We start from the raw sequence: 20859 nt of genomic DNA on the forward strand, positions 1-20859 counted from the left end.
AGCAACGGCCGGAAGGAGCTTAGTCATCTTCTTCATCGAAATAGCAGAAACCGAAATCGCACTTGGTCTCGGCCTCGGGAATGGGGTCGGTGCCGATATAGCCGAAGTCCACATCGCGGAAGCTGGGCTCAAAAACACCGATGAAACTGATCATCGCGTTGACGACGCCATTGTCCATCAGGGTGCCGATGGCGAAGTCGTCGGAACGCGACTTGAAATGATGCTCACCCTGGGCATTCCAGCCATCGGCCAGGATGGCGCTTTTGGCGGTGATGGTCAGGCTGTCCGGCAGGGCACTCGACTCCAGCCCAGTGTTGGCCAGATTGACGCTGGCACTGACCGAGGGTGTGAAGTAATTGTCCTGGGGATGAGCAACCTGGAGGAAATTGCCATCGGCGCCTCCGCCCACCCCGATCATGGTCAGCGGCTCGGTCAACAAACCCATGCCCTCGTTGTAGACACCCAGCACATCGTAAGCGAATGAGGGCGTCTCCTCCGGATTTAGACTGTTACCGGTCAGCCCACCGCCGTTGAGCATCTGCCCGCCGCTACTCCAGCGCCACAGGGCATGCTGAGTACCAGCCGGGACACCCGAAACATCGCTGGCGGATAGGATTTCGGGGGAGCTTGTGAAGGTCAGTAGGCGCTTCTGTGCACTGCCGTCGATGGCGCTATCGCTGCGCACGGCGATATCATTGCCCGGCTCGGTGGTTTCGCTCGGTTGGTCACCATTGTCGTACCAGACGGTACGTTCCCAAGCCATGTAGCGGGCCATCTGCTGGGTCTGGAAGCTCATGTCGAGCAGCTTGGCCAGCATGGGTACTACCAGGAACAGGATCAGCAGCACGCCACTGGCCATGACGATGAACTCCGTCATGGCCTGGCCCGAGCACTTCGACCTAAGGTACATACTGTTCCAGCCCATCTAGCATTAAGTCCTTCGGCGGGCCGGTGACCAGTTCGAATACATCATCTACCACCTGCTCGGCATACTCCTTGACCGGTGGCTGGACATTCTTCAGCAGCTGTTCCTTGGCCGGCTCGGTCAAGCTTTCAATAGCCTTGTCGATCACCCACTCAGCCACGCCCATGATGCCGCCGGACAGATTCAGCTCCTCCATCAGTTGGAAGGGATCGATCTCGCCACTGGCGATCATCATGGTGATGGCGCTCGGCTCGCGCAGGCGTGCATCCCAGAAGGGGCTGAACTGGCTGGCCACTTCCCCCTCGCGCGGACTGGCGAAATAGGTCTCGGCCGAGGACACCGTCATCAGCGCGTTGGGCTCCTGCCACAGGGCAGTGGCGTAGGCCGTGCTCAGGGTGCCGTCCACCGGCCCCTGGGTATCCAGTTGGAAACGGTACAACTGGTTGCCGGAACTGCCATTGATATTCAGCCCATCCGGGCTGTCGGTAGTAGGCACGTCACTGAGCTTCTTGGCTACCGCGATACTGAACTCGTGGCTGGTACCTGATTCGGCAAAAGAATCGTTGAGCGCGAAGAAGGATGGCGGGCCGGCGTATTCGGTCTTCACATCTGCCGGAATGGTGCCGTAAATATTGCGCACCTGGCCCCAGAACCAGCTCACTGCATGCACCATATGAAAGCTGTCGCCGTACATGCCAGGCGCCAGCCCCGTCGAGTCCATACCGGGGAAGCCCCACTGCGGGGCCGTTCGCATGGCATCGGCCCGCTCCGCCACCAATTGCTCCGTCGCCCCGCTGATGGGCATGCCGAAACCCAGAGGGATATGGCCGTCGATCAGGGTGAAGCACTTGGTGCCGACCACCGGGAACCATAAACACAGCTCGATGACCAGGTCGATGTCCAACTTGAAGCCTAGCGAGGTGTAGTCGACGGAGGTCCAGCCGTAGCGTTCGATGCCATCGCCGGTGGAGCTGGTACGCAGCGGGTTGTAGCGGTAGGCCGTGCCGCCGTCGTTGAACGAGCCCATCTCCAGGGTCAGGCTGAAACTGATCTTCAGCGGCCCCAGCGGCAACGTGATCTCCGGCATGCTGATGGGCGGGGGCCCCAGAGTGTAGTGACGCTTATCCAGCCAGTCGTTGCGGTTGTCGTTGATGATCGCCGCAAACTGGCGATAGGCCTCCTTGGCGTCGTCGTTGGCTGGAGGGTCCTGAGTGGCGCCTGGTTTCTTCTTGTAGCGCTCGGGGTTGGTGTCCACCAGCATGGTCTCGGGGCCGTTCAAGCCACCAAGAAATGAGCCGACCACTTCATCGGTGGTCGAAGGCTCCGGCTCGCTGGCGCCACCAGCTCCTCCTCCCGCGGCACCGCCGCCGCTATTCATAGCGCTGCTGGCCTGACTGTAGAGATTTTCGTAACTGAAACTGTCGCCGAAATAGGTCAGCGCGGCGTTCTGGGTGAGGAAGTAGTAGCCTAGCAGCGGAATATAAAGGTCATCGTCCGGATCAGCATCGCTCCGATTCTGGTGCTCCTCCACCACATCGATCATGCCCTCGATCTGCGACTCGACCGTGGCCATGGCGAAGGCCTTCTGAAACATGGACAGGGCCATATTGAAGTAGGACACGGTGGTCGGATAGAAGCCGATAAGAGGGGCGGATACCGCGTCTACGCCCGTGCCGATAGCGAAGTAAGGGAAGTAAACCAGGTTGAGCATGTCCGCCAGGGACGGCTTGGGCGCCGGCGGCACTATGGGAATCTGGTAGGCCGGGAAGGAGTTGATCCAGCTCGGTACCGTCTTGTAGCGCTTGGCCCAAGAGCGCATCGCCACCATCTGCCCGATGGACAGCTCATTGGCGATCATGGCGCGGTTGGTGTAAGCGATAAAGTTCTGGTTACGGGCGAACAGCTTGGCCTGGGAATACACCGCTGCATCGGCGGCGTTTTCCAGCTGCACGCGGTCGCGGGTGAGGATGCCGTGGTTGTACACCAGCAGCATCGCCAGCACGGCCACACCTAAAAAGAGCAGGCCAAAGACGATGGCCTGCCCTCTCTGGGCAGAGCGTTTCATGACCGCAGCGGGCAGTAAATTACTGCTCTTCTACCTGATCGAAGTTACCCAGTTCGTACTGAACCTGATCTTGGCCCTGTGCCGCAGTCGCTTTGGCTGCAGCGGAATGGTCAGCAGCGCCACCACTCAGCTCCGCCGCCATATCCCCCACCTGCCCACGAACGGTATCGCCGAACAGGTTGTAGACGACGATGGCAGCGATAGCGATCAGCGCCACGATGATGATGTACTCGGTCATGCCCTGGCCCAGTTGGCGAGCGCGCGCTTTGATATTCATGAGAGATGCTCCTAGTTTCTTATGGTGATGGCTTTTTTATGGCAGATGGCCAATACACTACCAAAGTTGTAGGAAATCGTCTCGAAAAACCCCAGAAAATTGCTTGACTTTGACCGAACGATCAGAATTTAGAGCTTATGATTTTCATCACATCTTTCTAGCTCGCGGCCCCCACTCAGTAGAATCATTTACCCCTCAGGCGAGCAGCGACTGCAACAGCGCCTTCCCCTCCGCCCAGTCCCCCAGACCGCTATCCCCGTTGATGTGCCCCTTCGCGCCGACGTTATGCCAGCGGCTGCGCCAGCGCGTGGCGGCGCCGTGGGCGTGCTCCAGGCTGCTGTAGGGATCGTCACTGCTGGCCACCACCAGGCTGGGGAATGCCAGTGGTAGGTCGGGCACCGGTATGAAGCCCTGGATATTCAGCTCCTTCGCCGGCCCTTCCGGATCGGGAGGGGCCACCAGCATGGCGGCGCGGATGCGCTGGCGGGTCTGCGCGGCCCAGTGGGCGACCAGGCCGCAGCCCAGACTGTGGGCGACCAGCACGGTCTGTGGCCCGCTGGCTGCCACGGCCTGCTCCAGCGTCTCGACCCACTCCGCGCAGACCGGATTCCACCAGTCGCGCTGCTCGACCCGGCGAAAGCGCGGGTCCTGCTGTTGCCACAGGCTCTGCCAGTGCTCGGGACCGGAATCGCCGTAGCCGGGGATGATCAGAAAGGTCGTATCCATCGCATTGACTTGTCGAAGAACCTGCGCACACCATGCCGCAAGCCATGCGCCGGCTCAAGCGTGGGGCTCAGCCGGCGCGGGACTGGAAGTAGAACACCCGCCAGCGCCTTTCCCCATCGCGGCGCAGCTCGACGGTCACTAGGCATGAACTCTTCTCGAAACGGAGCGAGACGCTGGGCATCTCCACCTCGTGGCCCGACAGCCAGCGGCGCAGGCGGTTGCCGTTGGACTGGGGCGGGTGCGGCTCTCCGACCAGCGGCAGGTGCTCGGCCGAACACAGTTGGCGAGCGGCAAACGGCTGAAAATCCGCCAGGTCACGCCCTACCAGGCTTTGCCTCTTGAGCGTCAACTCGTAGGCCTGCTCCAGCTGCCCCTCCTGCAACAGGGTGAGGAACTCGCGGGCCACGCCAGCCGCCGTTGCATGAGCATAAGGCGCCTTCAGCCAGGCATAGCCGCCCGCCCCCGCCGCCAGCAGCACGATCAATCCGAGCAGTAGCGCTGTACGCCGCTTCATAGATCCACCCCGTCCACGTCACGGAACAGCCGGCCGAGCTGGCGCAGCAGCCATAGCAGCAGGTTCACGGGCAATTCGACCAGCAGCTCCAGCGCATCGAACCAGGGGCTGTCCGCTTGCCGATTCTGCGGCCACAGCCAGTAGGCCAGCAGGAAGCACAGCGCCATGCCGAGCAGGCAGGGCCACAGCGGCCCGCCCGACAGGCCATGCACCAGGCAGGCGATGCCTGCGAGAAACACCAGCGTCGCGAGGAGCGCTCGTAGCGTCTCCATCAGTCGATCACTCCCGGATGACGAACAGCTTGACCACGAACCACTCCGCGCCCTTGTACAGGTAGCCCAGCGGCCCATAGATGGTGGCCGGCTTCGGCGGCACCTGCTGCTCCAGCGACACACGGATGGTGGACATCTGGATCTGGTCCTTGAGGATGCGCATGCGCGCCTCCATAGAGTCGATCTCGGACTGGATGCGGTTGAGCTCCGCCTCGATCAGCAGGATGTCCTTGACGTCCTTGGCCTTGGCCAGCAGATCGCGGAAGCGATCACGCAGCGCCAGGTTGTTCTTCAGGCGGGTCTCCACGTCGACATACTGTTCGGTGACGTCCTCGCCCTTGACGTGACGACGCTGCACGGTGCCACTGCGCTCCACATCACCCAACGCTTCGTTGAAGGCGTCCTTGGGCACGCGGTAGACGAAGCTCTGGCTCTGGCTGCCGTGGTCGCTCTTCTCCTCCACATAGCCGCCGAGGGTGATCATGCGCGCACTCAGCTGCTCGGCGGATCTGGCGAGATCGACCACTTTCACGGAAAAGTCGGCGGTCCATACCAGCAGGCGGCCGCTGGTCTTGCCCTGGGTAGCGGAGTAGCCGGCGCTAACCGGCTCGGCGCCCGCGCCGCTCATATCGCCGCCCTTGAAGGCGCAGCCCGTCAGCAGGCTCAGGCAGATAGCCAGGGCAATAGCGCCCCAGCGGGAGAAAAGCGTGTTCATCCTTGAGAATCCTCGGTTCATCCATGCGAATGGGCGGCGATCATACAGACGCCCATAAAAAAGGGCAGCCCGAAGGCTGCCCAGTCACACGGAGATATCGCTATCAGTGAGCCGAGGCACCGCTGGCGCCGAGGCCAGTCTGCGAGCGCACGAACTGCGGGTAGAAGCGCGCACGCTCCTCGTCCGCGGCGGTGGACTTGTCGGTGACGGAGAAGAACCAGATACCGACGAAAGCAACCAGGATCGAGAACAGCGCCGGGTACTCGTAGGGGTAGATCGGCGTGGCGTTACCGAGGATCTGCACCCAGATGGTCGGGCCGAGGATCATCAGGCCGACCGCGGTGATCAGGCCCATCCAGCCGCCGATCATGGCGCCACGGGTGGTCAGCTTCTTCCAGTACATGGAGAGGATCAGTACCGGGAAGTTGCAGCTGGCGGCGATGGAGAAGGCCAGACCGACCATGAAGGCGATGTTCTGCTTCTCGAACGCGATGCCCAGGCCGATGGCCAGTACGCCGAGGATCACGGTGGTGATCTTCGATACGCGCAGCTCATCCTTTTCGTTGGCCTTGCCCTTCTTGATCACGCTGGCGTACAGGTCGTGGGACACCGCCGAGGCGCCGGACAGGGTCAGGCCGGCAACTACCGCGAGGATGGTGGCGAAAGCCACGGCCGAGATGAAGCCGAGGAACAGGCTGCCGCCCACGGCATCGGCCAGGTGCACCGCCGCCATGTTGTTGCCGCCGATCAGCAGGCCGGAGGCGTCTTTGAAGTCCGGGTTGGTGCCGACCAGCAGGATCGCGCCGAAGCCGATGATGAAGGTCAGGATGTAGAAGTAGCCGATGAAGCCGGTGGCATAGAACACCGATTTGCGGGCTTCCTTGGCGTCGGAGACGGTGAAGAAGCGCATCAGGATGTGCGGCAGGCCGGCGGTACCGAACATCAGTGCCAGGCCCAGGGAGATCGCCGAGATCGGGTCCTTAACCAGGCCGCCGGGGCTCATGATGGCCTCACCCTTCGGGTGAGCTTTCACGGCTTCGCTGAACAGGGTGCCGAAGTCGAAGCCGACGTGCTTCATCACCATCAGCGCCATGAACGAGGCACCGGACAGCAGGAGCACGGCCTTGATGATCTGTACCCAGGTGGTGGCCAGCATGCCGCCGAACAGCACGTAGCAGACCATCAGGATGCCGACCAGCACGACTGCCACGTGGTAGTCGAGGCCGAACAGCAGCTCGATCAGCTTGCCGGCGCCGACCATCTGCGCGATCAGGTAGAAGGCCACCACCACCAGCGAGCCGCAGGCGGACAGGGTGCGAATTTCCTTCTGCTTGAGGCGAAACGAAGCGACGTCGGCGAAAGTGTACTTGCCGAGGTTGCGCAGGCGTTCTGCGATCAGGAACAGGATGATCGGCCAGCCGACCAGGAAGCCGATCGAGTAGATCAGGCCGTCGTAGCCGGAGGCGAATACCAGGGCGGAAATACCCAGGAAGGACGCCGCCGACATGTAGTCACCGGCGATCGCCAGGCCGTTCTGGAAGCCGGTGATGCCGCCACCGGCGGTGTAGAAGTCGGCCGCCGACTTGCTGCGCTTGGACGCCCAGTAGGTGATGTAGAGGGTGAAGCCGACGAAGGCGACGAACATGACGATGGCCGCCATGTTCAGCGGCTGGCGCTGCACATCGCCTTCGAGGGCGCCAGCGGCCCACAAGGCCGGAGCGGCAATCATCAGGCCGATGGCGGTGAGGAGACGCGCGATCATTTCTGCACCTCGTCCAGGATTTCCTGGGTCATGCGGTCGAATTCGCCGTTGGCGCGCTTGACGTAGATCCCGGTCAGCACGAAGGCCGAGAGGATCAGGCCGACGCCCAGCGGAATGCCCAGGGTCATCGGCGAGTCGTCGCTGATGCGAGTGCCGAGCAGCTGCGGATCGAAGGCGATCAGCAGGATGAAGGCCACGTAGAGGCCGAGCATGATGGCGGAGAGAATCCAGGCGAAGCGGTCGCGGGTGGCGACCAGCTCCTGGAAGCGCGGACTCTGCTCGATCCGCTTGTAGACGCTGTCGTTCATTGTTGTTGTCCTCACAGCACGAGTTACTGGTGAGGCCACTCTGCGAGCGGTTGACGAGGCGAGACAGACGACCTTAGTCGTAACTATCACGCGCTTTCGACCAAAGTCTTAGAACCTGTCTCGGATCTTGATCGTCGACCATGCGTGGTTAAAAACAGGCCGGGACGCGGCGTCTCGGACTGCTCATTTACACCTCGTAAACTCCGCACCCTCGCCTGTTTTTGCCTAGCCTGGCTCAAAAGACCGAGACAGATTCTGAGCGCCATCGTCGGCGACCTTGGCATTTGGCACGAACGTCTATACTCACCAACTCCTGAGCCTGTAGTCCCCTCCTTGCACCCTGTCCGTTGAGGTCGCCTGCTATGGATTGGCTAGGTCTGCGCTTTCTCACCACCGAGCCCGATGGGGCACAGATTCTGCTCGACTGCAGCCATGCCCCGGAGCTGGTGGTGCTGGCCTACCTGCTCGCCTGCGTCGCCGGTTACGCCACCCTCAGCTTCGCCGAACGCGCCGGCCATGCCGAACGCGCCGAGGCGCGGCGCAACTGGTGCGCGGTCGGCGCCTTGAGCCTGGGCGGCGGCGTGTGGGGCATGCACTTCGTCGCCATGCTCGCCTTCCAGGCCCCGGTGGCGGTGCGCTACGACCTGCCGACCACGGTGTTCTCCCTGCTGATCGTGATCCTCGCCGCCCTGCTGGCCATGCCCGGCCTGGCCAAGGATCGGCCGACCCTGCGCCAACGCCTGCAGGCGGCACTGTGCATCGGCATCGGCATCGGCCTGATGCACTACAGTGGCATGGCCGCCATGCGCTCGGAGGCGCAGCTATATTACCGGCCGGGGCTGTTCGCCCTGTCCCTGGTGATTGCCGTGGTCGCCAGCCTGGCGGCTCTGCAGCTATCGCTGTTCTTCCGTGGGCGCGAGGGTTTCCTTCATCAGTTGCTGCGCGTCATCGCCAGCCTGGTGATGGGTGGCGCCATCGTCTCCATGCATTTCACCGGCATGTGGGCCCTGGAGATGGTGGTGCCGCTGGGCACGCCGCTGCAGCTGCAGAGCCCGGCCAACGCTCTGCAGCTGGGCCTGAGCATCGCCCTGATCGCCCTCCTCGCCATCGGCGGCGGGCTCGGCGCGGCCTGGGCCGACCGCAAGCTGCAGCGCAAGGAGCACGACCTGTTGCGGGTCAACTCGCTGCTCAGCCAACTCAACCAGGCCCGGGCCTCGCTGCAACAGGCCGCCCACTACGACCCGCTGACCAACCTGCTCAACCGCCGTTCGTTCAACGAAGTGTTCGCCGAGAAGCTGAGCAGCCACGCGGCTCAGGGCAAGGCCCTGGCGCTGATGTTCCTGGATATCGACCACTTCAAGCGGATCAACGACAGCCTCGGCCACGACGCCGGCGACCAGTTGCTCAAGGAGGTGGCCGAGCGTATCCGCCACACGGTGCGCGACCAGGACGTGATGGCGCGCTTCGGTGGCGACGAGTTCTGCATTCTGGTCAGTCTCAGCAATATCGAGGAGGCGCGGGCTCTGGCGCGACGGATCATGGCGCGCATGAAGAAACCGATAACCCTGGCCCGCCGGCATATGGTGATGACCACCAGCGTCGGCATCGCCATCTACCCACGCGACGGCGAAACCTGTGAGGAACTGCTCAAGCACGCCGACCTGGCGCTGTATCAATCCAAGGGCAGCGGCCGTAACGCCGTGCACTTCTTCAGCGAGCACCTGCGCAACAAGGCGAGTATGGAGCTGGAGCTGGAGGAGGAGCTGCGCCAGGCGCTGAAGAAAGACCGCGGCCTGCTGCTGCACTACCAACCGATCCTCGACCTCGGCAGCGGGCGCATCGGCAAGCTGGAGGCCCTGGTGCGCTGGGAACATCCGCGCCTGGGCCTGCTGGCGCCGGACCGCTTCATCGGCATTGCCGAGGCCAACGGCTTCATCGGCGAACTGGATGCCTGGGTACTGCGTCGCGCCTGCCAGGACCTGCGCCAGCTCACCGCCAAGCAGACTCACCCCGACCTGCGCGTGGCGGTGAACTGCTCGGCACTCAACCTCAGCCACGACGACCTGCCGGACGAGGTGGCGCGCGCCCTGAAAGCCTCCGGCCTGCGCGCCCAGCGCCTGGAACTGGAGGTGACCGAGAACGCCCTGATGAGCAACGTCAACCAGGCCCTCAGCCTGCTGCAGCGCATCCGCGATCTGGGCGTGGGCATCTCCATCGACGACTTCGGCACCGGTTATTCGTCGCTGGCCTACCTCAAGCGCCTGCCGCTGGACACCCTGAAGGTCGACCGCTCCTTCATGCTGGAGCTGCCCAGCGCCAACGCCGACCGGCAGATCGTCCAGGCCATCGTCGGCATGGCCCACACCCTCAACCTCCAGGTAGTGGCGGAAGGTGTGGAGAATGCCGAGCAGCTGGCCTTCCTGCGCGAGCTGGGCTGCGACTACATTCAGGGCTACCTGCTCAGCAAACCGCTGCCGCTGGAAGCCCTGGCGCAGTTCCTGATCGACTTCGAGGCCGGCCAGGCAGGCACCGAGGTGCTGCCGACCGAGGGGCGACCAAATAAAATCGATTTCCTAAAATCGATATAGCCTGACTATCAAAGCTATCGCGAAGGTCGATTTCCAGACTTAGGAGGTCACGACTAAGGTTCACCTCAACGAAGAACAATTCTCATTCATCGAGGTGCGCCATGCTCAAGACAGTGACCTTCACCCTCATGCACTTCTGCATCGCCTTCAGCGTGGCCTACGCGCTGACCGGCAGCATCGCGGTGGGCGGCCTGGTGGCGGCGGTGGAACCGCTGTGCAACTCGGTGGGTTTCTACTTCCACGAGAAGATCTGGCAGCGCTTCGAGAAGCCCGGCCAGCCGCGCAGCGAGATTCCCAAGCACGCCTGGTTGCATCATCACGCGTGACGCCGCATTGCGCCCGAACTGTCCGCGGGCGCCCGGCTTCCGCTAAGATGCGCGGCTTTGCCACCTCGCAGCAGCAGCCGACATGACCCCCAGCCCACGCGCCATTCTCCTGCCCTACCTGTTCGCCCTTCTGCTCGCCCTCGTGGCGCTCGGCGCCGTCTGGTACGGCGTCGGACGGCCCGTGGAGCTGGGCGACGTGGCCAGCGCCACGCACAAGCTGCAGTGCGCCTCCTACACGCCATTCGGCAAGGACCAGTCGCCCTTCGACCAGCCGCTGCAGATCCGCCGCGAGCAGGTGGAAATCGACTTCGCCCAGCTGGCCAGCCGCTTCGAGTGCGTACGCACCTACTCGCAGATCGGCCTGGAGGCGGTGCCCGAGCTGGCCCGCAAGCATGGCCTGAAGTTGCTGGCCGGCGCCTGGGTGAGCAGCAACCCGGTGGATACCGAGCTGGAGATCAAGGCGCTGATCGCCAACGCCAAGGCCAACCCGGACGTGATCGAGGGCGTGATCGTCGGCAACGAGGCGCTGCTGCGCAAGGAGGTCACCGGCGGCCAGCTGGTCAAGCTGATCGAGCGGGTCAAGGCCGAGGTCGAGCAGCCGGTCACCTACGCCGACGTCTGGGAATTCTGGCTGCAGTACCCGGAAGTGGCGCCAGCGGTGGACTTCATCACCATCCACCTGCTGCCCTACTGGGAAGACGACCCCACCGGCATCGACGCCGCGCTGACCCAGGTCGCCAACGTGCGTCGCACCTTCGGCAACGCCTACGCGCCCAAGGACATCCTGATCGGCGAGACCGGCTGGCCGAGCGAAGGTCGCCAGCGTGAGACGGCGCTGCCGAGCCGAGTCAACGAGGCACTATTCATCCGCGGCTTCGTCAAGCTGGCCGAGGAGAACGGCTGGCGTTACAACCTGATCGAGGCCTTCGACCAGCCGTGGAAGCGCGACAGCGAAGGCGCCGTCGGCGGCTACTGGGGCCTGTTTGACGCCGACCGCCAGGACAAGGGCATTCTCGCCGGCCCGGTATCCAACCTGCCGCACTGGCCGCTGTGGCTGGGCGCCAGTGGTTTGCTGCTGCTCGCCGCGCTGATTCTCGCCGGGCGCCCGGCCTCCGCGCGCGCGGCCGTTCTGCTGCCATTCACCGCCGCCGTCGGTGCCGCCTGCGCCCTGGGCTGGAGCGAACTGGCGCTGATCACCAGCCGCTACTGGAGCGAATGGCTGTGGGCCGCCGCCCTGCTCGGCCTCAATCTGCTGGTGCTGGCCCATGCCGTGCTGGCCCTGTCGGCCCGCGGCGGCTGGCGCGAGCGCGCCTTCGCCTGGCTGGAGGCCCATGGCGGCTGGTGGCTGGCCGCCGCCGGTTTCGCCGATGCGGTGCTGATGCTCGGCCTGGTGTTCGATTCGCGCTACCGCAGCTTCCCCAGCCTGGCCCTGCTGCTGCCGGCACTGGTCTACCTGTGCCGCCCGGTGCGCGCGCCGCGCCGCGAGATCGCCCTGCTGACCCTCATCGTCGGCGCCGGCATCGCTCCGCAGCTGTATCAGGAAGGCCTGCACAATCTGCAGGCCATCGGTTGGGCGCTGACCAGCGCCCTGCTGGTCGGCGCCCTGTGGCGCAGCCTGGGCCTGTCGCGCGGCTGAGCGGAAGGGCAAGGATGCCCAGACTGCTGCTGGTTGCGCTCACGGCCCTGGGCCTGAGCGCCTGCGTGCCCTACCCCGCCTACCGCACCATCCAGCCCGAGGCCGAGTTGCGCGTGTTGGACGTACAGCGCCAGCCCCTGGTCGGCGCCAGCGTCACGCTGATCGGCCGCGCCCACCCGACGCCCGTCGAGCAATCGCGCGAGACTCGCCGAACCGATGCCGACGGCGTCGCCCGCTTTGCCAGCCGGCACGAGTGGCAGAGCGAAGTGCTGTTCCTGCACGGTCGCCTGGAGTACTACTGGGAGTGGTGTGTGACGGCGCCCGGCAGCGGCACCGTGCTCGCGCCTTATCAGACGCAGCGTCAGGTGGTGCAGCTGCGGCCAGGCATTGCCGAGCCCTGCCCGCCACCCCGACGCTGAGACTCAGGCGGCGCGTGGCGCCCGTACCAGGCGCAGCCCGGCCAGCACCAGAGCGAATACCGCCAGGCTGGCGCTGTACAGCACCAGCGCCGGAATGCCGACGAACAGGGCCAGGCCGGCCAATACGCGACCGACCTTGCCCGGTGCGATGAAGCCCAGTACGGCCAGCACCAGCGCCGTCCAGGCGATCACCCGAAAGTGGATCAGGTAGCCCAGCCCGGCACGGGCCTGGCACTCCCAGCGCGCCGCCTGCTCCACGCAGATGCCCACCCACTGGCCATCCTCCATCAGGGCGAAGCGCACGCCATAGCTGGCCGCCAGCCACAACGGCAATACCAGCAGCAACAACAGCAGGGGAAAATGGCGGGACATCTTGACGCTCCGGTGGTCCGAAAAAGGCGCCCAGCTTAATCCGCTCGCGCCCGAGCGCAAGACCGGAACACTAGAATTGCCCTCATGAACGCCCGCCGCCTGCTACTCACCCTGTTCCTGCTGACCGCCCTGGCGCTCGGCTGGCAATGGCTGCGCCCATCTCCCGAGCCGCCGACAGCGGTCACGCCGGACGGCGTGATCCGCCTCAACGGCCACACCATCACGCCGCTGCAACCGTTCCAACTGGAGGCCCGAGTGCTGGGCCGCGAGGACTATCGCTTCGACCGTGGCGCGCGGGTCTCGCCCACCGACCTGGCCCTGGGTTGGGGGCCGATGGCCGACCCGCAGGTGCTGGCACGCATCGACATCAGCCAAGGCAACCGCTGGTACCGCTGGCGCACCGACGAATTTCCCATCCCGCGTCGCGACATCGAGACCCACAGCGCCAACATGCACCTGATCCCGGCCGACGCCGCCGTGGCTCATGCGCTGGAGCGGGTCGAGCCGGGCCAGCGCATCACCCTGGCCGGGCAACTGGTGCGGGTGGATGGCGACGACGGCTTCCACTGGCTCAGCTCGCTGAGCCGCGAAGACATCGGCGAAGGCGCCTGTGAACTGATCTGGGTCCAGAGCCTCAGCTCTATTGACTAAACGAAACGGCACTCGCAACGCTTGCACTTGTCATAAGCCCAGTATTCACTTCAGCAGTCCTTCGCCAAGGAATTCGGCCATGCCACGCCTTCCCCTCCTTGCCGCCCTGTTCGGCGGTGTGCTGCTCGGTGCGCCCGCACTGGCGGCCGATGTTCCTCTCGCCGGCTACGGCTACCCCCTGGACAACCCCTTCGAGGCGACCATCGCCAGCACGCCGCCGGAGTTGCGTCCGGAGCTGCCCAGCGACGACGACATCGACCAGGCCGACTACGACCTCAAGCTGCGCCCGGAGCGCGAGTTCGAACTGCCGGAAAACTTCTGGCCGGTGACCAAGCTGCGCTATCGCCTGGCTGAGCAGGATGGCCGCGCGCCGCTGATCTTCATCATCTCCGGCACCGGCGCCAGCTACGCCAGCGGCAAGACCGAGGAGCTCAAGCGCCTGTTCTACGGTGCCGGCTACCACGTGGTGCAGCTGTCCTCGCCGACCAGCTACGACTTCATGAGCGCCGCCTCGCGCACCGCCACGCCGGGCCTGTCGCGCCACGATGCCGAGGACCTGTACCGGGTGATGATGGCCGTGCGCGCCCAGCACCCGAAGCTGGACGTCAGTGAATACCACCTCACCGGCTACAGCCTCGGCGCCCTTAACGCCGCCTTCGTCAGCGAGCTGGACGAGCGCCTGCGCAGCTTCAACTTCAAGCGCGTGCTGCTGCTCAACCCGCCGGTCAACCTGTACACCTCGGTGACCAACCTGGATCGCCTGGTGCAGACCAAGGTCGCCGGCATCGACAACAGCACCACCTACTTCGAACTGGTGCTGAGCAAGCTGACCCGCTACTTCGAGGAGCAGGGCCATATCGACCTCAACGATGCGCTGCTCTACGACTTCCAGCAGTCCGGGCAGAAGCTCAGCAACGAGCAACTGGCCATGCTGATCGGCAGCTCGTTCCGCTTCTCGGTGTCGGACATGGCCTTCACCGCCGACCTGATCAATCGACGCGGCCTGATCACCCCGCCCAATTACCCGATCAAAGAAGGCACCAGCCTCACCCCGTTCTTCAAGCGCGCCCTGCAGTGCGACTTCGATTGCTACATCGTCGAGCAGCTGATGCCCTACTGGCGCGAGAAGTACAACGGCGGCAGCCTGCCGCAGCTGGTCGACGAGGTCAGCCTGTACGCCCTGGAGAGCTACCTGAAGAAGAGCGCCAAGGTGGCGGTGATGCACAACGCCGACGACCTGATCCTCGGCCCCGGCGACATCGGCTTCCTGCGCCGTACCTTCGGCGAGCGCCTGACCCTGTACCCGCGCGGCGGGCATTGCGGCAACCTCAATTACCGCGTCAACAGCGACGCCATGCTGGAGTTCTTCCGTGGCTAGAAAATGGACTCTCTCGCTCGCCCTGCTGCTCGCCGGCGGCCTGACCCAGGCCGACACCGCGGTGGAGGAGGATGGCTTCACCAATCCCCTCGACCAGCTGCAGTTCAACCCCTATCTGGATCAGCGCGAGTTCGAGCGCTCCACCGCCAGCGCGCTGCATGTCTACGACCCCTGGGAGCCGTGGAATCGCCGGGTCTACCACTTCAACTACCGCTTCGACGAGTGGGTGTTCCTGCCGGTGGTGCGCGGCTACCGCTACGTTACCCCGAGCGTCGTGCGCAGCGGCGTGAGCAACTTCTTCGGCAACCTGGGCGATGTGCCCAACCTGCTCAACAGCCTGCTGCAGTTCAAGGGCAAGCGCTCGCTGCAGACCACCGGGCGCCTGCTGGTCAACACCACGGTCGGCGTCGTCGGCCTGTGGGACCCGGCCACGCGCATCGGCCTGCCCAAGCAGAACGAGGACTTCGGCCAGACCCTGGGCTTCTACGGCGTGCCGGACGGCCCCTACGTCATGCTGCCGCTGCTCGGCCCGTCCAACCTGCGCGACACCGGCGGCAAGGTGTTCGACTTCGTCGCCGAGAGCCAGATCAACTACCTCAACATGGCCGAGATCAGCAGCGATCATCCGGAGATCACCGCCCTGCGCGTGGTGGACCTGCGCAATACCACCAACTTCCGCTACGGCCAGCTGAACAGCCCCTTCGAGTACGAGAAGGTGCGCTATGTGTACCGCGAGGCGCGCAAGCTGCAGATCGCAGAGTGATCAATTTAATAGATAGATAACCCGCAAAACTCGCAACCATTAATCCAATCAACCGGAATAGCATGGGCACATTCCACAGATGGAGGTGCCCCATGACCCAGTTCCGCCAAGTGCTCGCCCAGCATATCGGCCAGCCCGCCTCGGACGGTGCCGGCGTACGCCTGACCCGCGTGTTCGGCGGTGCCGGTATCGAGCGTTTCGATCCCTTCCTGATGCTCGACGAATTCGGCTCGGAGAATCCGGACGACTATATCGCCGGCTTCCCGCCGCATCCGCATCGCGGCTTCGAGACCATCACCTACATGCTCGAAGGCCGCATGCGCCACGAAGACCACCTGGGCAACGTCGGCCTGCTGGAAAGCGGCGGCGTGCAGTGGATGACCGCTGCTCGCGGCATCATCCACAGCGAGATGCCGGAACAGGAACAAGGCGTGATGCGCGGCTTCCAGCTGTGGCTCAACCTGCCGGCCAGGGACAAGCTGGGCGAAGCCGGCTACCGCGACTATGCGCCAGAGGAAATTCCGCGCCTGACCACCGCCGGCGGCGTGGGTGTGACGGTGATCGCCGGGCGCTTCGACGACGGCCAGCTGCAGCAGGATGGCGCCGTGCAGCGCCCGCACACCGCGCCGCAGCTGTTCGACCTGCACCTGCCGGCGAGCAGCCGCCTCTCACCACGCCTGGGCGATGGCCAGCGGGTGATGCTCTACGTCTACGAAGGTGAGCTGGCGGTGAATGGCCACACGGTGGGACAGAGCCGTCTGGCGCGCCTGTCGGACAGCGGCGCCATCGAAATGGGCAGTGTCAGTGGTGCGCGGGTGCTGCTGATCGCCGGCACGCCGCTGAACGAGCCCATCGTGCAGTACGGGCCCTTCGTGATGAACAGCCGCGAGGAAATCGAGCAGGCCCTGCGCGACTTCCGCGACGATCGCCTGACTGCCTGAGCGCTGCCCGCTCAGCCCGCCGAGGTCGCAGCGGCTTCCGCTGCCTCTTCGGCCACGCCGAGGAAGCGGCCCAGGGCGTCTTTCTGCGCCATGGCGTCCTGGTAGCCCAGTTCGATCAGCTCGTTGCAGTAGCCGGGCTCGAACAGCAGGTAGCTGAGCACGCCGGCACCGCTGGCCCGGGTAGCCCCCGGCCCACGCAGGAAGAAGCGCATGGCCTTGGGCAGCTCGTGGCGGTGGCGCGCGGCGATCTGGTCCAGCGGCTGGCTCGGCGAGATCACCAGTACCTCCACCGGCTTTAGACCCAGACCACGCGGATGCAGGCCCGAGGGCACCAGGCGGCTCATGTGGTTGAGCCGCTCCAGGGTCTCGATATCGCCCTCCAGGCTGTCGATGAAGGTGCTGTTGAGCATATGCCCGCTGATCTGCGCCAGGGTCGGCGGCAGGCCGCTGCGCGGACGCACCACCTGCTGGTTGGCGCCCTTGCCCAGCGGGTTGCCACTCACCCCTACCACCAGCACCCGGTTGGCGCCCAGGTGCAGGGCCGGGCTGATCGGCGCCGACTGGCGCACCGCGCCGTCGCCGAAGTATTCGCGGTTGACCTTCACCGGCGGGAAGATCAGCGGGATCGCCGCACTGGCCAGCAGGTGCTCCAGGCTCAGGCGCGTGGGCACGCCGACGCGGCGGTGGCGGAACCAGGGATCGATGGTGGCGCGGCCCTGGTAGAAGGTCACCGCCTGGCCGCTCTCGTAGCCGAAGGCTGTCACCGCCACCGCGCGCAACTGACGCATGCGCACCGCCGCGGCGATGCCGGAGAAGTCCAGCTCGCGACCGAGCAGACCGCCCAGCGGCGAGCTGTCGAGCAGCGCCACCGGCAGGTCCTTGCCCATGCCCAGCATGCTGTGGCCGAAGAAGCGCCCGGCCTGGCGCAGCACGCCGGACCAGTCGCTACGGTAGACGTCGCCGCAGTGAAAGGCCTGCCAGACCTCGGTCAACCGGCGCACCGCGCTGGCGAAATGCAGGGCGCCGCAGGCCAGGCCGACGGCGTTGATGGCGCCGGCCGAGGTACCGACGATGACGGGGAAGGGATTGCGACAGGTTTCGCCGAGCAGGTCGGCGATCGCCGCCAGCACGCCCACCTGATAGGCCGCTCGGGCTCCACCGCCGGAGAGGATCAGCCCGGTGACGGGCCGCGCTACGTCTACTGCTTGGGTCATGGAGCGGTTTCCGCCTTTTTAAGCGAGTATAGGCCGCTACTTGCCGCGCTTGCGATACAGCCTGGGTTCGCCTGCCGGGCGCGTCTTGAAGCGTCGATGGGCCCACAGGTACTGCTCGGGATGCTGACTGACCGCCTGCTCGATCCACTGATTGATGCGCAGGCAGTCGGCCTCCTCGCTCTCGCCGGGGAAGTTCTCCAGCGGCGGGTGGATCACCAGGCGGTAACCGGCGCCGTCGGCCAGGCGCTCCTGGGTGAAGGGCACCACCCGCGCCTTGCCCAGGCGGGCGAACTTGGTGGTGGCGGTGACGGTGGCGGCACTGATACCGAACAGCGGCACGAAGATACTCTGCTTGGGGCCGTAGTCCTGGTCCGGCGCGTACCAGATGGCGCGGCCGGCGCGCAGCACCTTGAGCATGGCGCGGATGTCCTCGCGCTCGATGGCGGTGGCGTCCAGGTTATGGCGCTCGCGGCCGCGGCGCTGGATGTAGTCGAACAGCGGGTTCTTGTGCTCGCGGTACATGCCGTCGATGGTCTGCACCTGGCCAAGCAGCGCTGCACCGAGCTCCAGGGTGGTGAAGTGCAGAGCCATGAGGATGACCCCCTGCCCTTCCTGCTGCGCCTGCTGCAGGTGCTCCAGACCCTCGATATGCGCCAGCCTGGCCAGCCGGGCCTTAGGCCACCACCAGCTCATGGCCATCTCGAAGAAGGCGATGCCGGTGGAGGCGAAGTTGTCGCGCAGCAGACGCTCGCGCTCGGCTTCGCCCAGTTGCGGGAAGCACAGTTCCAGATTGCGCCCCGCGATATGCCGACGCGAGTCGGCCACTCGGTACATCAGGACGCCCAGACCACGGCCCAGCACCAGCAGCACCCGGTACGGCAGCTGAGCGATCAACCACAGCAGCCCCAGGCCCAGCCACAGGGGCCAGAAGCGCGGATGGAGAAAATAGGCACGAAACTGCGGGCGATCCATAGTGATTCCGGGCAGACAACAAGGCCCGGCATTCTACAGAAGTCCTCGCGGCTTGCGGCGCTGCAGCCTTCTCGTTATAAGTCGTGCCCATTCAATGCAGTGGGCGAACCATGAGCCAAGCCGATCTCCTCAACCAAGACCCCGTGTTCCAGCTCAAGGGCAGCATGCTCGCCATCACCGTGCTGGAACTGGCGCACAACGATCTGGAGCGCCTGGACAGGCAACTGGCTGAGAAAGTCGCCCAGGCCCCCAACTTCTTCCAGAACATCCCGCTGGTGCTGGCCCTGGACAAGCTGCCGGAAGGCGAAGGCGAACTCGACCTGGGCAAGCTGATGGAAGTCTGCCGCCAGCATGGCCTGCGCACCCTGGCCATCCGCGCCAGCCGCGCGGACGACATCGCCGCCGCCGAGGCCCTGGACATTCCCGTGCTGCCGCCGTCCGGCGCGCGAGAAAAGCTGGTCGAGCCGGTAGAGGCGCGCAAGAAGGAAGTGAAGCCGGCCGAACCGCAGTACAAGCCGACCAGGATCATCACCACGCCGGTACGCGGCGGCCAGCAGATCTACGCCCAGGGCGGCGACCTGGTGGTGATGGCGCCGGTCAGTGCCGGTGCGGAACTTCTCGCCGACGGCAATATCCATGTGTACGGTCCGCTGCGCGGACGCGCCCTGGCCGGCGTCAAGGGCGATGCCAAGGCGCGGATCTTCTGCCAGCAGATGGGCGCCGAGATGCTCTCGGTGGCCGGCCAGTACAAGACCGCGGAAGACCTGCGCCGCGACCCTTTGTGGGGCCAATCGGTACAGGTCAGCCTGTCGGGTGACGTGTTGAACATCACCCGCCTTTAACGGATACTGCGGCCCAATTTCAGGGACCAAAAGGGCATTCGGAAGCCAGTTTACCGGCGCCGGATTTCCCGATTTTTCATATATTTGGGGTGAATCACCTTGGCCAAGATCCTCGTAGTCACTTCCGGCAAGGGCGGCGTGGGTAAAACCACCACCAGCGCCGCCATCGGCACCGGCCTCGCCCTGCGCGGCCACAAGACCGTCATCGTCGATTTCGACGTGGGCTTGCGTAACCTGGACCTGATCATGGGTTGCGAGCGCCGCGTGGTGTACGACTTCGTTAACGTGATCAACAACGAAGCGACCCTGACCCAGGCCCTGATCAAGGACAAACGCCTGGAGAACCTCTACGTGCTGGCCGCCAGCCAGACCCGCGACAAGGACGCCCTGACCAAGGAAGGCGTCGGCCGCGTGATCGACGAGCTGGCACAGAACTTCGAATACGTCATCTGCGACTCCCCGGCCGGCATCGAAACCGGTGCCCACCTGGCCATGTACTTCGCCGATGAGGCGATCGTCGTGACCAACCCGGAAGTCTCCTCGGTACGCGACTCCGACCGCATGCTCGGCCTGCTGGCCAGCAAGTCGCGCCGCGCCGAACAAGGCCAGGAGCCGATCAAGGAACGCCTGCTGCTTACCCGCTACAACCCGGAGCGCGTCACCAAGGGCGAAATGCTCGGCGTGGAAGACGTCGAGGAAATCCTCGCCATCAACCTGCTGGGCGTGATCCCCGAATCCCAGGCCGTGCTGAAGGCGTCCAACCAGGGCGTACCGGTCATCCTCGATGACCAGAGCGATGCCGGCCAGGCCTACGGCGATGCCGTCGACCGCCTGCTGGGCAAGGATGTGCCCCATCGCTTCCTCGATGTGCAGAAGAAAGGACTCATGCAACGCCTGTTTGGAGCGCGCTAATGAACATTTTCGACTTCTTTCGTGAACGCAAGAAAGAAACCCCTGCGTCGATCGCGAAAGAGCGTCTGTCGATCATCGTCGCCCACGAGCGCGGCCAGCGCAGCCAGCCGGACTACCTGCCGGCCCTGCAGAAGGAACTGGTCGAGGTGATTCGCAAGTACGTCAAGATCGAGCAGGACCAGGTGCACGTGGCGCTGGAAAACCAGGGCAGCTGCTCCATTCTGGAACTCAACATCACCCTGCCGGATCGCTGATCCGTCCGCGGTGAGCGACGGCGGCCC

General features: G+C 64.7%; 23 protein-coding genes. 11 read left to right on the forward strand and 12 right to left on the reverse strand.

Annotated elements, in window-relative coordinates; translation table 11 throughout:
- Nucleotides 1-19: 19 nt before the first annotated feature.
- The 9 genes from N7607_RS15465 to N7607_RS15505 all read right to left on the reverse strand — a co-directional run bounded on the left by N7607_RS15465 (nt 20) and on the right by N7607_RS15505 (nt 7564).
- Nucleotides 20-877, reverse strand: coding sequence for a hypothetical protein (locus N7607_RS15465; protein WP_279867458.1), 858 nt, complete (start codon nt 875-877; stop codon nt 20-22).
- 22 nt (nt 878-899) lie between these two features.
- Complete coding sequence (locus N7607_RS15470; RefSeq protein WP_279867460.1) at nt 900-2990, reverse strand: Tad domain-containing protein; 2091 nt, start codon at nt 2988-2990, stop codon at nt 900-902.
- 19 nt (nt 2991-3009) lie between these two features.
- On the reverse strand, nt 3010-3267 hold the full coding sequence (locus N7607_RS15475) for a hypothetical protein (RefSeq protein WP_279867462.1): 258 nt from the start codon (nt 3265-3267) through the stop codon (nt 3010-3012).
- Between the two features lie 195 nt (nt 3268-3462).
- Nucleotides 3463-3993 carry an alpha/beta fold hydrolase gene (locus N7607_RS15480; protein ID WP_279867464.1) on the reverse strand — a complete coding sequence of 177 codons (531 nt, stop codon included), beginning with the start codon at nt 3991-3993 and terminating at the stop codon, nt 3463-3465.
- Between the two features lie 67 nt (nt 3994-4060).
- Nucleotides 4061-4507 (reverse strand): hypothetical protein, encoded by a 447-nt coding sequence (locus N7607_RS15485; protein ID WP_279867466.1) that lies wholly within the window; start codon nt 4505-4507, stop codon nt 4061-4063.
- Entirely contained in the window at nt 4504-4779 is a 276-nt protein-coding gene (locus tag N7607_RS15490) for a hypothetical protein (protein WP_279867467.1), read from the reverse strand. Before N7607_RS15490 ends, N7607_RS15485 begins: the two co-directional genes overlap by 4 nt.
- A 7-nt stretch (nt 4780-4786) precedes the next feature.
- On the reverse strand, nt 4787-5494 hold the full coding sequence (locus tag N7607_RS15495) for a DUF4349 domain-containing protein (protein WP_279867469.1): 708 nt from the start codon (nt 5492-5494) through the stop codon (nt 4787-4789).
- A gap of 103 nt (nt 5495-5597) precedes the next feature.
- Nucleotides 5598-7256, reverse strand: a complete 1659-nt coding sequence (locus N7607_RS15500) for a cation acetate symporter (protein WP_279867471.1) — start codon at nt 7254-7256, stop codon at nt 5598-5600.
- Nucleotides 7253-7564 carry a DUF485 domain-containing protein gene (locus N7607_RS15505; protein WP_137971454.1) on the reverse strand — a complete coding sequence of 104 codons (312 nt, stop codon included), beginning with the start codon at nt 7562-7564 and terminating at the stop codon, nt 7253-7255. Before N7607_RS15505 ends, N7607_RS15500 begins: the two co-directional genes overlap by 4 nt.
- Before the next feature lie 362 nt (nt 7565-7926).
- On the opposite strand from N7607_RS15505, the gene N7607_RS15510 reads away from it, so the two are divergent.
- The 4 genes from N7607_RS15510 (at nt 7927) to N7607_RS15525 (ending at nt 12533) form a co-directional block, all read left to right on the forward strand.
- A complete protein-coding gene (locus N7607_RS15510; protein WP_279867474.1) occupies nt 7927-10152 on the forward strand; it encodes a bifunctional diguanylate cyclase/phosphodiesterase in 2226 nt (741 codons plus the stop codon).
- Between the two features lie 101 nt (nt 10153-10253).
- A complete protein-coding gene (locus tag N7607_RS15515; RefSeq protein WP_279867476.1) occupies nt 10254-10478 on the forward strand; it encodes a DUF2061 domain-containing protein in 225 nt (74 codons plus the stop codon).
- Nucleotides 10479-10560: 82 nt separating this feature from the next.
- Nucleotides 10561-12114, forward strand: coding sequence for a beta (1-6) glucans synthase (locus N7607_RS15520; RefSeq protein ID WP_279867477.1), 1554 nt, complete (start codon nt 10561-10563; stop codon nt 12112-12114).
- A 14-nt stretch (nt 12115-12128) separates the two neighbouring features.
- Nucleotides 12129-12533 carry a hypothetical protein gene (locus tag N7607_RS15525; RefSeq protein WP_279867478.1) on the forward strand — a complete coding sequence of 135 codons (405 nt, stop codon included), beginning with the start codon at nt 12129-12131 and terminating at the stop codon, nt 12531-12533.
- 3 nt (nt 12534-12536) lie between these two features.
- Here N7607_RS15525 and N7607_RS15530 read toward each other — a convergent pair whose 3' ends face one another.
- Nucleotides 12537-12905 (reverse strand): hypothetical protein, encoded by a 369-nt coding sequence (locus tag N7607_RS15530; protein WP_279867480.1) that lies wholly within the window; start codon nt 12903-12905, stop codon nt 12537-12539.
- A gap of 84 nt (nt 12906-12989) precedes the next feature.
- Between N7607_RS15530 and N7607_RS15535 the strand changes: the two genes are divergently transcribed.
- From N7607_RS15535 to N7607_RS15550, 4 genes are all read left to right on the forward strand, one after another.
- Nucleotides 12990-13556: a hypothetical protein gene (locus N7607_RS15535; protein WP_279867482.1), complete on the forward strand. Its 567-nt coding sequence runs from the start codon at nt 12990-12992 to the stop codon at nt 13554-13556.
- A gap of 79 nt (nt 13557-13635) precedes the next feature.
- Nucleotides 13636-14934: a serine/threonine protein kinase gene (locus tag N7607_RS15540; protein ID WP_279867484.1), complete on the forward strand. Its 1299-nt coding sequence runs from the start codon at nt 13636-13638 to the stop codon at nt 14932-14934.
- Nucleotides 14927-15697, forward strand: a complete 771-nt coding sequence (locus N7607_RS15545) for a VacJ family lipoprotein (RefSeq protein WP_279867485.1) — start codon at nt 14927-14929, stop codon at nt 15695-15697. Before N7607_RS15540 ends, N7607_RS15545 begins: the two co-directional genes overlap by 8 nt.
- Nucleotides 15698-15789: 92 nt before the next feature.
- Nucleotides 15790-16638 (forward strand): pirin family protein, encoded by an 849-nt coding sequence (locus N7607_RS15550; RefSeq protein ID WP_279867486.1) that lies wholly within the window; start codon nt 15790-15792, stop codon nt 16636-16638.
- Between the two features lie 11 nt (nt 16639-16649).
- On the opposite strand, the gene N7607_RS15555 is transcribed toward N7607_RS15550, so the two are convergent.
- Together N7607_RS15555 and N7607_RS15560 are read right to left on the reverse strand one after the other, a co-directional pair.
- Nucleotides 16650-17852 (reverse strand): patatin-like phospholipase family protein, encoded by a 1203-nt coding sequence (locus N7607_RS15555; RefSeq protein ID WP_279867487.1) that lies wholly within the window; start codon nt 17850-17852, stop codon nt 16650-16652.
- A 36-nt stretch (nt 17853-17888) separates the two neighbouring features.
- Nucleotides 17889-18824, reverse strand: a complete 936-nt coding sequence (locus tag N7607_RS15560; protein ID WP_279867488.1) for a lipid A biosynthesis lauroyl acyltransferase — start codon at nt 18822-18824, stop codon at nt 17889-17891.
- A 110-nt stretch (nt 18825-18934) separates the two neighbouring features.
- On the opposite strand from N7607_RS15560, the gene minC reads away from it, so the two are divergent.
- The 3 genes from minC (at nt 18935) to minE (ending at nt 20832) form a co-directional block, all read left to right on the forward strand.
- Complete coding sequence (gene minC, locus N7607_RS15565) at nt 18935-19666, forward strand: septum site-determining protein MinC (protein WP_279867490.1); 732 nt, start codon at nt 18935-18937, stop codon at nt 19664-19666.
- Nucleotides 19667-19765: 99 nt separating this feature from the next.
- On the forward strand, nt 19766-20578 hold the full coding sequence (minD, locus tag N7607_RS15570; RefSeq protein WP_137971441.1) for a septum site-determining protein MinD: 813 nt from the start codon (nt 19766-19768) through the stop codon (nt 20576-20578).
- Entirely contained in the window at nt 20578-20832 is a 255-nt protein-coding gene (gene minE, locus N7607_RS15575) for a cell division topological specificity factor MinE (RefSeq protein WP_137971440.1), read from the forward strand. Before minD ends, minE begins: the two co-directional genes overlap by 1 nt.
- Nucleotides 20833-20859 lie beyond the last annotated feature (27 nt).

This window comes from Pseudomonas sp. GD04019 (assembly GCF_029837695.1).
GTDB lineage: Bacteria > Pseudomonadota > Gammaproteobacteria > Pseudomonadales > Pseudomonadaceae > Aquipseudomonas.